The organism is Pantanalinema rosaneae CENA516, from assembly GCF_050753385.1.
Lineage (GTDB): Bacteria > Cyanobacteriota > Cyanobacteriia > Leptolyngbyales > Leptolyngbyaceae > Pantanalinema > Pantanalinema rosaneae.
Genome location: NZ_JBLZFZ010000002.1, coordinates 125,611 through 138,483, shown reverse-complemented (window position 1 = coordinate 138,483; position 12,873 = coordinate 125,611). Strand labels below are relative to the sequence as shown.

General features: G+C 50.7%; 10 protein-coding genes. 7 read left to right on the top strand and 3 right to left on the bottom strand.

What is annotated here, in order from left to right; all coding sequences use genetic code 11:
* The first annotated feature begins 180 nt into the window (after nucleotides 1-180).
* The 3 genes from cynS (at nucleotide 181) to ACN4EK_RS01590 (ending at nucleotide 1,165) form a co-directional block, all read left to right on the top strand.
* Nucleotides 181-630 (top strand): cyanase, encoded by a 450-nt coding sequence (cynS, locus tag ACN4EK_RS01600; RefSeq protein WP_431655606.1) that lies wholly within the window; start codon nucleotides 181-183, stop codon nucleotides 628-630.
* 15 nt (nucleotides 631-645) lie between these two features.
* A complete protein-coding gene (locus ACN4EK_RS01595) occupies nucleotides 646-780 on the top strand; it encodes a hypothetical protein (RefSeq protein ID WP_431655605.1) in 135 nt (44 codons plus the stop codon).
* A gap of 151 nt (nucleotides 781-931) precedes the next feature.
* On the top strand, nucleotides 932-1,165 hold the full coding sequence (locus ACN4EK_RS01590) for a hypothetical protein (protein WP_431655604.1): 234 nt from the start codon (nucleotides 932-934) through the stop codon (nucleotides 1,163-1,165).
* A gap of 193 nt (nucleotides 1,166-1,358) precedes the next feature.
* On the opposite strand, the gene ACN4EK_RS01585 is transcribed toward ACN4EK_RS01590, so the two are convergent.
* The 3 genes from ACN4EK_RS01585 to ACN4EK_RS01575 are packed head-to-tail and all read right to left on the bottom strand — an operon-like array spanning nucleotide 1,359 to nucleotide 6,061.
* The gene (locus tag ACN4EK_RS01585; protein WP_431655603.1) at nucleotides 1,359-2,588 is read right to left on the bottom strand and encodes a saccharopine dehydrogenase family protein; all 1,230 of its coding nucleotides are present in this window, start codon (nucleotides 2,586-2,588) and stop codon (nucleotides 1,359-1,361) included.
* A 33-nt stretch (nucleotides 2,589-2,621) separates the two neighbouring features.
* A complete protein-coding gene (locus ACN4EK_RS01580; protein ID WP_431655602.1) occupies nucleotides 2,622-5,756 on the bottom strand; it encodes a hybrid sensor histidine kinase/response regulator in 3,135 nt (1,044 codons plus the stop codon).
* A 17-nt stretch (nucleotides 5,757-5,773) separates the two neighbouring features.
* Nucleotides 5,774-6,061, bottom strand: a complete 288-nt coding sequence (locus ACN4EK_RS01575; protein ID WP_431655601.1) for a helix-turn-helix domain-containing protein — start codon at nucleotides 6,059-6,061, stop codon at nucleotides 5,774-5,776.
* Nucleotides 6,062-6,475: 414 nt separating this feature from the next.
* Here ACN4EK_RS01575 and ACN4EK_RS01570 point away from each other — a divergent pair, with 414 nt between their 5' ends.
* Genes ACN4EK_RS01570 through ACN4EK_RS01555 form a run of 4 tightly spaced genes read left to right on the top strand, consistent with a single transcriptional unit; the run spans nucleotide 6,476 to nucleotide 12,871 of the window.
* A complete protein-coding gene (locus ACN4EK_RS01570) occupies nucleotides 6,476-7,771 on the top strand; it encodes an NAD(P)/FAD-dependent oxidoreductase (protein ID WP_431655599.1) in 1,296 nt (431 codons plus the stop codon).
* Nucleotides 7,772-7,805: 34 nt separating this feature from the next.
* Nucleotides 7,806-8,144, top strand: a complete 339-nt coding sequence (locus tag ACN4EK_RS01565; RefSeq protein WP_431655598.1) for an ArsR/SmtB family transcription factor — start codon at nucleotides 7,806-7,808, stop codon at nucleotides 8,142-8,144.
* A 39-nt stretch (nucleotides 8,145-8,183) separates the two neighbouring features.
* On the top strand, nucleotides 8,184-9,515 hold the full coding sequence (locus ACN4EK_RS01560; protein ID WP_431655596.1) for an efflux RND transporter periplasmic adaptor subunit: 1,332 nt from the start codon (nucleotides 8,184-8,186) through the stop codon (nucleotides 9,513-9,515).
* Nucleotides 9,512-12,871 (top strand): efflux RND transporter permease subunit, encoded by a 3,360-nt coding sequence (locus tag ACN4EK_RS01555; RefSeq protein WP_431655595.1) that lies wholly within the window; start codon nucleotides 9,512-9,514, stop codon nucleotides 12,869-12,871. Before ACN4EK_RS01560 ends, ACN4EK_RS01555 begins: the two co-directional genes overlap by 4 nt.
* Nucleotides 12,872-12,873: the final 2 nt, after the last annotated feature.

Genomic DNA, 12,873 nt, shown 5'->3' with positions numbered 1-12,873 from the left:
AATTCGGCATTTTGCCCCCCTAGCCCCCCAATTCTGGGAGGAACTTAGGATTCAAAGTCCCCCAGAATTGGGGGATTTAGGGGACGAGACAGTTCGTAACGATAATCACTCAGGTTGCTGTGTACCCCATAGCCACATCTCCCCGTTTTGTCGTCAAATTATTGTTGAAAGGAGAGAACGATGTCAAACTCTGAAATTCCTACGATTACCGCAACTCTGTTAAAAGCCAAGCAAGCGAAAGGCGTGACCTTTACCGATTTAGAACAGGCGATCGGGCGAGATGAAGTGTGGATCGCGGCAGTGATTTATCGGCAGGCAAGTGCGTCAGAGGATGAAGCCAGTAAACTATTACATGCCTTAGGATTAAGTCAGGACTTAGTCCCAGAATTAACGGCTTACCCGGCGAAGGGCTTAGGGCCGATCGTGCCCACGGATCCCCTGATTTATCGCTTCTATGAAATCATGCAGGTGTATGGGATGCCGATGAAAGAAGTGATTCATGAGAAGTTTGGCGATGGCATTATGAGTGCGATCGATTTCACATTAGACATTGAGAAAGAAGCGGATCCAAAGGGCGATCGGGTGAAAGTGACTATGAACGGGAAGTTTTTGCCCTACAAAAAATGGTAGTCCGGAGTAATGCCGATGAAACGCCAGCCTATGACGGTACAACCACCAACGAGAACTACCTGGATCCCATTTATCACCAAAGTCTTAGCCTTTATTGGGTTGTGGCAAGTGCTGTCTAACAGCATCACGCTCTTAAATCGCTGGTTTTAATTTTCTACCCATCCTCAGATGTGCAAGTCCTGGGCATCTGGGGATAGGATTTTGTCTGCTCTGATGCTAATTTACGTCTCCTCCAAGCCCTACCTTGAGGCAAAAGCGGGTTCTGCTGGAAAACGGGGTAATTTAAGGCAATAAACCTGGCTTGGAAGGAAACTTAGCGATCGGATCTGAATGGCGATCGCCTGATTCCCAAACAGATTCAGATGTTAAACTTAACGATCAGCGGGAAAAGTTGTTCAGCATTGCCGTGATTGCCTGGAACTTGGCTATTATGCCAGAGAATAAGCGGCAACCCATGATTGACCAGTTGATCAAAGTGGGCTTGAAAGGAAATGAGCCGTTAGCTCAACAGAAAGTGACTTACGGGTTGCACTGAGAAAGTTTTTTCAGTTTTTGGCGACCGAAAAGGGGATGACCTATCAAAAAGTGCTGGATGCCCTGAAGTAGATATCCTACGGTATCTGATTGACAGCTCATTCAGGATTGCGCGACCCTTGCGGTATCTGCAAAGCAGTATGCTCTGCCAAGTCTTGCATAAACGCTTGATGAATTGGCTCAGCAATTCCAGTTTACAAATGCTGCGATTTTTCCGTCACCTCCAGAGTCATCCCCGCCTGACGTAACCGTTCTGCCAAAACTTGCCCTAATCCTGTGGCTGGAGTCAGAATGCCGCCTCGGGCTTGCCCTCCGGGTAGTTGATCCAGTTGCTGTGCCAAACTCAGTGCAGATTCGCAAACAAATTTCACCGTAGCGCGATTGCCAGGATCGCCCTGATCGCGAATGAGTCCTCGCATCTGGCGACCATCAACCGCCGTACCAATTAGTTCACAGGAAAACCAGCCCTCGTTCATGGTTTGCTCTGAGGGCCCACTCCCAGGTTGAGGGAGCCAGGGTTGCAAGAGCGATCGCAGTTGAGGTTGTAGCACAACTCCCGCGAACAGAGCCAGTCCGGCGGTGACACTGGTGGCTTTTAGCCAAGCTAATGGTGGATCAAATTTAAGATACTCTTGATAGGTAAACTCAGCCCCATAGGATTCTTGCCACTGATCGTATAGGGCACTGCTGCGACGCACCATCCGGGTATTGACAGGCCCCATGAAAAAGGGAGCCACCCAGGTATGGAGATCTGGATCAAAGGTGGGAACTTGCGGATCGCGATCGCCACCCGTATGGGGAGCAGCCGTTGGTGGGTTCAGCAGGAAGGGGTGTTGCATCTGGGCGGCAGCTTGAGAGTCATAGAGATTGAAGGCGGAGGCAAGAGTTCCCCCATTAAACCCACCGGCAGCCTGGAAATAGGCATTTACATGCCGACAGGACACACCCCAGTCGTGTTGCATCTGGCGGACAACCAGATAGGTACCGAGATCGGAGGGCACTGAATCAAACCCACAACCGGGAATGATCCGAGTCCCATCAGCCGCCGCTTGCTCATGGTAGCGATCGATCAGCGTTTTGACCCAGGGCGTTTCTCCTGTGATATCGACATAATGGGTTTGGTAACGCACACAGGCATCAACCAGGGGAGTGCCATAGAGGGCAAAGGGTCCCGCCGTCGTTAGCAATACGCGCGTTTGCGCCACCATTTGATCGATCGCAGATTGATCCCGACTATCAGCCACCAGAATATCAACCGCTACACCAATTTCATCCCTAATCGCAGCTAACTTTTGGGGGTTGCGTCCCGCGATCGCCCATCGCACTGGTTGGGCATTCACCTGGCGGGCAAAGTATTTTACAGTCTGTTTACCGACAAAGCCACTCGCTCCATACAGCACAACATCATAGGAACGGTCAGACATAGCCGTGGTACTCCTGGTGAACAGTGGTTTACATTACGGGTTTTCCTGGACTAAACCCGTAATCGCGGTGATCAACTCTTCCGGCTCAATCGGTTTAGAGAGATGCCTTTGAAACCCGGCGGCGATCGCTTGTTGACGATCGAGTTCTCCGGCATAGGCAGTGAGGGCAATGGCAGGAATTTGTCCGCCCTGTTCCGGTGGTAACTGCCGCACCTGCTGTAAGAATGTATACCCATCTATTTCGGGCATTCCAATGTCGCTAATCAGCAGATCGGGCTGAAACTCCGGCAATATCGTTAATGCCGCCACCGCAGATGCCGCCACTCTGATTTCGGCTCCAGTCGCTTGCAGAATGGTACTGATCAACTCTCGCATATCAGTTTCATCATCTACGATCAAAATGCGGCGGTGAGCTAAGGGCAACAGAGCGGAGGGTAGGTGTTCCGACTCCCGGTGTTCTACATGACCAACAGCACTTGGTCTGAGGAGCGGTAGTAATACGGTAAAGGTGGCACCGCATCCCACTCCAGGGCTATCAGCGTTTACTGTACCACCATGTTGTTCAGTTAAATACCGAACGATCGCCAGTCCCAAGCCCAAACCGCCGAATTTTCGCGTCGTTGTACCATCCTCCTGCCGGAAATAGTCAAACACTTGGGGCAGAAACTCTGGCGCAATGCCCTTGCCAGTATCTTTGACCTGGATCTGGGCGTAGTTGCCAACCTGGTCTAAACGAATTTCGATTTGCCCTGCCTCAGAGGTAAACTTCACGGCGTTAGACAGGAGATTCCACATAATCTGTTGCAACCGACTGGCATCACCTGAAATCAGTCCTACTGCATTCGCAACCCGTTTGTGAATCGCAATACCTTTTGCCTCAGCCGCCAACCGTACTGTCTCTAAGGCTGCATCAATCACTGTTTCCAAATGAACGGATGCCACGTTTAATACCATCTTGCCGCGTAAAATGCGGGAGACATCGAGTAAATCTTCAATCAGTTGCGCTTGCAATTTCGCATTACGCTCGATCGTCTCTAGCGCCCGAGCCGTCGCTACAGCATCAAACTGCCGCGTCCGTAATAGTTTTGACCAACCTAAAATGGGATTCAGGGGCGATCGCAGTTCATGGGACAGCACTGCCAAAAACTCATCTTTAATCCGATTGGCTTGTTCTGCCTCCTGGCGAGCCGCGCGTTCTCTGGCTAACAGTTGTTCTCGTTCTGCCTCCGCCTGCTTCCGTGGCGTAATATCCTGAACCACGCCGAGCATCCCTAAAACGGCTCCCGATGCATCATATTGTGCTCGACCTTTGGCAGCAATCCAGCGACTGGTGCCGTTGGGTCGGACAACGCGATATTCAATGTCATAGTTGCTACGGTGGGCGATCGCGTGTTCCACCTGGTAACGTGCCCGGTCGCGATCGTCGGGATGGATCAGCGTTTGCATCTGTGACCAGGTCATATAGGGACCAGGGGGAATACTAAACATGGCGGCGGCTTGCTCGGACAACGTCACCATATCCGTTGTGGCATGCCAACTCCAGTCACCCAGTTTGGCAGCTGTTAAAGCAAAGCTTAATTGCTCAGCACTGTTCCGCAACGCTTCTTCAATTTGTTTACGATCGGTAATATCTAAGGCAATTCCGGTCATCCGTTGGGGCTGCTGGTGTTGATCGTAAAATGTTTGCCCAATCGCGGTTAACCAGCGCTCTCCGTGGGTAGGATGACAAATCCGAAACTCCACATTCAGATCCGTTTGATGCACCAAAGCTTGATGGGAAATCTGATCCACCCGATCGCGATCGGCAGGAATAATTGACTTTAACCAATTTTCATAGGAGGGGGCGGTCGTCGCCGGATCCAGTCCATACAGGTGGTAGTATTCCTCAGACCAGGTAACCTGATTGGTGGTAATGTCCCAATCCCACACCCCGGCATTTGCCGCTTGCTGAGCAATACGCAACCGTTCCGCACTCTGCCGTAAATGCTCTTCTGTCTGCTTATGCTGAGCAATATCCGTGACTAACGCCACAAATCCTTCTACCTGCCCCTGGGAATTCCAGCGCGGTACATAGGTGACACTGACATCCCGTACCCCAACTGCCTCAAACGGAATCTTGCTCTCAAACGTAACTTCCTGCCCTGCCAGCACTTGCTCTACATACGGTCGAATGATTTCATACGCCGCCTGACCGAGCACGTTCCACAGGTACTCGCCCTGCAATTCAGCCGCCGATCGCTGGAACAACCTCTCGTAGCCCTGATTGACAAATCGATAACGCTGTTCGTGATCAACCAACGAAATTAACACGGGCACCGTATTGGTGATCAACCGGAGTTCAGCCTCTCGTTGCCTGAGGGTATCTTCGGCATGTTTGCGATCGGTAATATCCAGCGTCACACCTACCAGGCGAATCGGTTCTCCCTGGGAGTTGTAGACCAGTTGCCCTCGAACGGTTAACCAGTGCAGACTACCATCAGGGTGATAACACCGCTCTTCTACCTCATAATCTGTCCGAGTTGAGATCGCTTGCTGAATGGTAGCTTGCACCATGGGGCGATCGTCAGGATGCAACGCGGCAAATAACGTTTCATGGGTAAACTCCGCCTCAGGGGGTAACCCAAAATTGGCTTTGCATTGCGCCGAACAGGTGAGAACGCCCGTCGTCAAATCATGTTCCCAGGAGCCCAGTTTAGCGGCCTGGAGGGCAACCCGAAAATGCTGCTCTTGTTGTTGTAAGGCTAATTCGGTTTGTTTGCGATCGGTGATATCGCTCAAGGAAACCGCGATTTGATCCGGTAACTGCACCACTACATGGCGAAACCACCCGGTTAACTGGGGACTTTGATAAAACGTTTCAAAGGTTGTAGAAATCCCACTCTCGGCAACGGCAACATAGCGATCGAAAATCCCATTCGTTTGACAATCGGGAAATAGCTGCAATAGCCGCTGCCCCAATAATTCTGCTTGCGTTAGATTGACACCTCTAGCAGCAACTGGATTCGTGTAAGCAATCACAAAATCCACGATCGTCCCTGTTGCATCTCGGAGATTCTGGAGAAGAATAAATCCGTCCGGCGATGCTTCTAGGATCCGGCGAAATTGTTCCTCACTTGCCGATACGGGAACAGGTTCTAAATTCCCTGGAGGAGCGGAATCATTCGTCACTATAACCTCCGCCTCAGTCATCCAGCCTTTGACTCCATCTCAGTAAAATACTGTTCTAGTAACCGTTGGCTCTGTACCTGAATCGGGTTGGTTTGGGAACGACTGCACTCTTGAAGCATGATTTGAATCTGTTTCAGTGCCAGGGGTGAGGGTTGCATGTGACCATTCTCCCAGCGATTAATCGTGCTAAAGGCGACTCCCAGGGTACTGGCAAACTGTTCCTGGCTTAATCCAATCAAGTGCCGGAGTTCACGAACGAGATGCCCCACTTCTGGTTGCCTGAGGGCGACTGTCTTTTTCAGCATGAGGGTTTACAACGGGAATAGAGCAAGTCAACGCCATATAGCGTCTGCTATATCCTTATTTTCAGCGGATTAATTTAGATCGCTATCTACCGAAAGACGTAATTCTTTAGAGATAGACGAGTTTGAAGTCACAAAACCCCGATCGCCCAGTCGCTGCCCAATCAGTAGATTATCCGGGCAGGTTGAGCCAAGGCATTGACTCGGTTTGAGAGGTCTGAACCCCATTCGCGCCGATCGTACGTGCGGTTTTGGTTAATTTCTGTTCACTGGCAATCCGTTTATTTGCTTTTACAGCTATATAACTGTATAGTAGTTTAATCTCACTAAATCGCTGCAATGGGCAAGCTAAGGTGATGCGAGTGAGGGAACGGGGATTCAAACCTAACTTAAAAATTACACTTAGGGGTCGCAAACATGGCGCATATTATTGTGATTGGGGCGGGATTGGGCGGTTTACCTGCGGCTTACGAACTCAGGCATACGTTGCCCCGTCAACATCAGGTCACACTAATTTCTAACCAACCCAAATTTACCTTTGTTCCCTCGCTACCGTGGATTGGTTTAGGGCTCCGATCGCTCGATCGCATTCAGTTAGACCTTGCCAAAGTTGTACCGCCGCATGGTATTGAGTTAATCATTGATGCCGTCACCGCAATTAACCCCCAGGAAAAGCAAGTTACCCTCAAGGATCGGACCCTGAATTATGACTATGTGGTAATTGCGACTGGGCCGGAACTGGCGCTGGATGCCTTACCTGGGCTGGGGCCTGAAGGCGGCTACACCCAATCGGTCTGCAACCCGCATCATGCGGTCTTGGCACACGAAGCTTGGGAGCAATTCCTGCACGATCCCGGTCCGATCGTGGTGGGGGCTGCCCCTGGAGCCAGTTGTTTTGGGCCTGCCTACGAATTCGCCTTGCTGGCCAGCTATACCCTGCGACAACTGGGATTGCGTGATCAGGTGCCGATTACGATGGTGACATCCGAACCTTACGCCGGGCATTTAGGGATTGGCGGGATGGCAAACTCGCGCTGGTTAATTCGGGCGATGCTTGCCGATCGCCATGTGGATGTGATGGACAATGTGGCAATTAGCCGGATTGAGCCGGATATGATGCACCTCGCAGATGGACGCAGTTTGCCCTTTAAATACGCCATGATTCTGCCGCCATTCCGGGGTCCCCGATTTTTGCGCGAAGCTCCCGGCTTAACCGATGCCAAGGGCTTTGTTCCAGTGTTACCGACCTATCGCCATCCCGACTTTGACTCCGTGTATGCAGTTGGGGTCGTGACGCAACTAAAACCCATAGAACCGACTCCGATTCCGATCGGGGTGCCCAAAGTGGGGCAAATGACCGAAGAAATGGTGATGACCGTTGCCCACAACATTGCCCTGGATCTGGGAGTGCTGGTTGGGCAACCGATTAAACCCACATTGCAGGCAATTTGCTTCGCTGATTTTGGCGATAGTGGAGCATTGTTCCTGGCAGATCCCCTACTACCCGATAGTGAAGGTCGTCGTCACCGGGCGTTTACCACCAAGGGCATTTGGGTGTCGTGGGCAAAAACTGCCTTTGAGCGATATTTTATGGAAAAAATGCGGATTGGCTGGACGATGCCCTGGTTTGAACGGGTCGGGTTACGGGTACTGGGATTGCCGTTAGTCGAACCGATCGCAACCTCATCGGAACCCATTCAGGTCAAAGGATGAGGATGATCTCAAGTTCTCTTCAGACTAATGTTCCATGATCATTCCAACTGACTGGAGTCAAGCAAGGGATATGGAAATTGTCTTTAACCCTGGTGAACTAGAACGGCTTGCCAGCCGATTTAAAATCCTGGCGGAACCTACACGCCTGCAAATTTTAGGGGCATTGTGCAATCAGGAGCGCAGTGTTCAAGAGATTTGCGATCGCACAGGATTACTTCAGGGGAACGTCTCTAAACATTTGCGTTTAATGAAAGATGCTGGCGTGGTGGCGTGTCGTCGAGATGGAGTATGGCGCTATTACCGGGTGATCGATACTGAATTGTTGGCCCTCTGTCGGTATCGACGACAACCCCCATCACTCAGGGATGAGTAACGTTTCGATTCATGACTTCTGCAACACAGACTTGATCCTATGATGCATACCACTTCCAATGACTCGCCCTATGAATCACTGGATGATTCTGGGAACGAATCCGTTGAGTCAACGCCATCTACTTCACTCAAAGTATCCCAGAACCATTGGGGACTGTGGTTAACGAGCGCTTTGCTATTGGTAGGCGGAGCTTGGGGCATTTTACAACTGACGCATTCTCCCCATGCCACAGAACCACCAAAAACTTCTGCGATCGCGGTGGACAGTTTACCCATTCGTGCCCATGCGATCGCGGATACGCTGGAACTTTCTGGAACCATTCGTCCCTTGGAGCAGGCAACGCTATCCACGCGGGTGATGGGGCGGATTACGCAGTTATCCCTGGAAGCGGGCGATCGATTTCGGCAGGGAGATGTGCTGGCACGCATTGATGTCATGGATATGAGTGCCCAGACGAATCAGGCAGAGGCGGGAGTGGCACAGGCAGAGGCAGAGGTGGCTCGCTCCCAGGCAACGCTGAATCAATTGGAATCACAAAAGCTGGAAGCTCAAGCCAGTTTACGATTAGCCCAGATTAATCAGACTCGGATGGCACAACTACAAGCGGAAGGAGCGGTTGCCCGATCGCGCTTAGATGAAGCTAACACCAGCCTGGATGAAGCCAAAGCTCGCGTTGCCCAGACTGAAGCTGGCATTCGTCAAGCCCAGGCAGCGATCGCGCAAGCCAAAGCCGCCGTGAATCGGGCGGAATCCAGTGTCACCTCTGCCTCTGTGAGTGAAAGCTATGGTGACGTAATCGCCCCGTTTGATGGGGTTGTGGTGCAGAAGCTTGCCTATGTGGGTGAAATGGCGGCTCCGGGCACCCCCCTAGTAAAGCTGGAAAATCCCGATCGCTTACAGTTAGAAATCTCGGTGCCCGAAGAGAACCTGCAATTTGTGCGAGTAGGACAGTCGGTACAGGTGCGAGTGGATGCCGTCAATCAAACCGTGAATGCCACTATTCAGCAAATTGTGCCTGCTGCCGATCCCACCTCTCGGAGTTTTCTGATCAAAATCCCGTTGAACAATTCCGGTAGGTTGATTTCTGGGATGTTTGGGCGTATTGCCTTACCACACGGCACCCAACAGGCGATAACGATTCCAGTTGATGCCCTGATCCAACGGGGACAGTTGCAAGGGGTCTATGTGGTGGAGGATAGTTCTGAGCAACCGACCGCCGTATTACGCTGGGTGAAAACGGGGAAGGTGCAAAATGATCAGGTGGAAATTGTGTCGGGATTGATGGCGGGCGATCGCATTGTGACAACGAATCCCCAGCAACTGCATGACGGACAACCGATCGCCATTCGGGCATCAAGGAACGGCTTATGACACACAATGAACCGAATGGGCATCAATTGCCATCTCCGTATCGGACTCGCTTAGGGTTCGTCGGTAATTTAGCGAAACAGTTTATTGATTCTAAATTAACTCCCTTAATTATTGTGGTTGCCCTATTGTTGGGGATTGGGGCAACGTTGATTCTGCCCCGGGAAGAAGAACCACAAATTACTGTACCGATGGCAGATGTCTTCGTGCAAATGCCAGGAGCCTCTGCCCAGGATGTGGAACAACGGGTCACGGCACCGATGGAGCGGTTGATTAAAGAGTTACCGGGTGTGGAATATGTGTATTCAACCTCTCGTCCCGGATCATCGTTAGTCATTGTGCGGTTTCTGGTGGGACAGGATACCGAAGATTCCATTGTGCAACTGTACAACAAGCTCTATGCGAACTTTGACCAGATTCCTCCCGGTGTTTCGCAACCCTTAATTAAGTCGCGATCGATCGATGATGTCCCGATTCTCACATTGACGCTCTGGGGTGAACAAACGACGGGTGAAGAGTTACGCCAAATCGCGGCTCAACTGAATGAACAAATTAAACAAGTTCCAGATGTTTCAGAAACCACAATTATTGGTGGGCAGAAACGCCAACTGCGAGTGGATCTGGATCCCGTTCGCTTAAACGCCTTTGGATTAACTCCATTGGAAATATCCACTGCACTGCGATCGCAAAACGTAGAACTGACGAGTGGTGCGTTTAACCAAAATAATCAATCGTTTTTGGTGAGAACTCAAAGCTTTATTCATTCGGCTGAAGAGGCAAAGGGATTAGTTGTTGCCGTGGCTAATAATCATCCAGTGTATCTTCAGGATGTAGCAACGGTGACAGATGGCGCCGAGGAGCCAGCCAGCTACGTGTTCTTTGGGCAAGGGGCTAAAAGTCACGCTACAGAGGCAAACCATCAAGCTGATTCAGCGCCAACCGTTGGTGAAACGGATGCTGTGACGATCGCGATTGCAAAACGTTCTGGTGCTAATGCAATTCAGGTGTCCCATCATGTGCTGCATAAACTTGAGCAAATTCAACGGAACTATATTCCTAACAATGTGCATTTAACCGTCACTCGGGACTACGGCGAAACGGCGGCAGAACGATCGAATGAACTGCTGTTTCACATGCTGATTGCGGTTGGGTCTGTCACCCTCCTGATGTGGTTTGTCATGGGTAAGAAGGAGGCGATCGTCGTTGCAATTTCGATTCCGGTGACGTTAGCGTTAACTCTGGCAAGTTTTGTTTTCTATGGCTTCACCTTAAACCGGGTGACATTCTTTGCGTTAATTTTCTCGATCGGGATTTTAGTCGATGACGCGATCGTGGTGGTTGAGAACGTGGGGCGACATCTCCAATTACCAGAAAATCAAGCCCGATTGAAACAATCCAGCAATCGACGACGCACCTTACAAAAAATTGTGTTGGAGGCGGTCGATGAGGTCGGTAATCCCACTATTTTAGCGACCCTGGCGGTGATTGCCGCGATTCTACCAATGGCATTTGTGGGTGGGCTAATGGGACCCTATATGCGCCCGATTCCGTTAGGGGCATCGGCTGCCATGATCTTCTCCGCTCTGGTGGCATTTATTGTCGTCCCCTGGACAACCATGCGAGTGTTCAGCGGGTCGAGTCTTCACCATACCCATGATCATGAAGAGGATGCCCTGAGCCGATTATACCGTCGGTTCATGTATCCCCTGGTGCATTATCCCCGTCGAGGTACAACGTTTCTGGTGGCAACGGTACTGGCACTCGTCGTCATTGTCGGCGGATTGGCAGGCTTCCGGCTGGTGATTCTGAAAATGTTACCGTTTGACAATAAAAGTGAGTTGCAGGTGGTTGTGAATCTACCTGAAGGTACTACGCTGGAACAAACGGCTAGAGTCACCCGGGAGATGGGAGAGTACCTGGCAACGGTGCCGGAAGTGATTAATTATCAAAGCTATGTGGGGACTGCCTCACCTTATAACTTTAATGGTTTGGTGCGGCACTACTTTCTACGATCGGGGGCAAATGTTGCTGATATTCAAGTCAATTTTCTGCCGAAGGGTGAGCGTCAACGCCAGAGCCATGATATTGCTAAAGCGATGCGTCCGAAGCTGAAGGAAATCGGCGATCGCTATAATGCCCGGATTCAAGTGGCTGAAATTCCGCCGGGACCTCCGGTGCTACAAACCTTAGTCACGGAAATTTATGGGCCTGATTATCAGGGACAACTGGATCTGGCGAAACAAATTCGCCAACTGTATCAATCAACCGATGGGGTAGTTGATGTGGATTGGTATGTGGAAGCTCCCCAAACCGATTATCAACTCGTCATCGATCGCGAGAAAGCCGCCTTAAATGGCATCAGTCCGGCTCAAATTTCGGAAGTGTTGCAACTAGCACTGGCAGGTCAGGAGGTCGGACTACTGCATGATCAGAATGCCCGTGAGGATGTGACGATTAATCTGCGATTTAGTCAATCTAACCGGACAAGTTTAGATGATTTGAAAGCGCTGAACGTAAAGGGAGCCAATGGTAATTTAGTGCCTCTGAGTGCTCTACTCAAGACCAATCCCACGATCGCAGATACCAGCATTTACCACAAAAATCTCCAGCCTGTAGTGTATGTTCTGGGGGATGTATCTGGCAGAGTGGAGAGTGCCGTCTATGCCATGCTGAATCTCCAGCCCAAAATTGATCAATTAATGCCAGCGACCGGTAGCAAAATTCAAACTTACCTGACGGAACAGCCTCCTACGACCGAAACCTATGCGATCAAATGGGATGGGGAATGGCAAGTCACCTATGAGGTGTTCCGTGATCTCGGCATTGCTTTTACCGTGGTTCTGGTATTGATTTATGCACTCGTCGTCGGTTGGTTCCAATCTTTTACCACGCCATTGGTGATTATGGCAGCGATTCCCTTTTCACTTGTGGGAATTATGCCCGCCCACTGGTTAATGGGATCATTCTTTACGGCTACTTCCATGATTGGCTTTATCGCTGGTGCTGGGATTGTCGTGCGGAACTCCATTATCTTAGTAGATTTTATTGAATTGCGCCTGAAGGAAGGTATGCCCTTGGAAGAAGCGGTAATTGATGCGGGCGCAGTGCGATTTCGTCCCATGCTCCTGACGGCAGCCGCCGTGGTTGTAGGATCGGCAATTATTCTGGCTGACCCGATTTTCCAGGGCTTAGCGATCTCCCTAATGGCGGGTGAAGTGGCATCCTTGTTATTATCGCGATCGGCAGTACCAATCCTCTATTACAAACTCTGGCGTAATCGCCAACCCAAGCTACAGCCCCCTAACCATCCCATCTCAAAATCTCCCACGTTCACTGACCTTAGTCCCACCGATTCTTAACT

Excerpts from the sequence above, each read along its gene's own strand:
- ACN4EK_RS01565 (WP_431655598.1), top strand. The coding sequence starts at position 7,806 with ATGATCATTCCAACTGACTGGAGTCAAGCAAGGGATATGGAAATTGTC.
- ACN4EK_RS01560 (WP_431655596.1), top strand. The coding sequence starts at position 8,184 with ATGATGCATACCACTTCCAATGACTCGCCCTATGAATCACTGGATGAT.
- ACN4EK_RS01595 (WP_431655605.1), top strand. The coding sequence starts at position 646 with ATGAAACGCCAGCCTATGACGGTACAACCACCAACGAGAACTACCTGG.
- ACN4EK_RS01585 (WP_431655603.1), bottom strand. The coding sequence starts at position 2,588 with ATGTCTGACCGTTCCTATGATGTTGTGCTGTATGGAGCGAGTGGCTTT.
- ACN4EK_RS01555 (WP_431655595.1), top strand. The coding sequence starts at position 9,512 with ATGACACACAATGAACCGAATGGGCATCAATTGCCATCTCCGTATCGG.
- cynS (WP_431655606.1), top strand. The coding sequence starts at position 181 with ATGTCAAACTCTGAAATTCCTACGATTACCGCAACTCTGTTAAAAGCC.
- ACN4EK_RS01570 (WP_431655599.1), top strand. The coding sequence starts at position 6,476 with ATGGCGCATATTATTGTGATTGGGGCGGGATTGGGCGGTTTACCTGCG.
- ACN4EK_RS01575 (WP_431655601.1), bottom strand. The coding sequence starts at position 6,061 with ATGCTGAAAAAGACAGTCGCCCTCAGGCAACCAGAAGTGGGGCATCTC.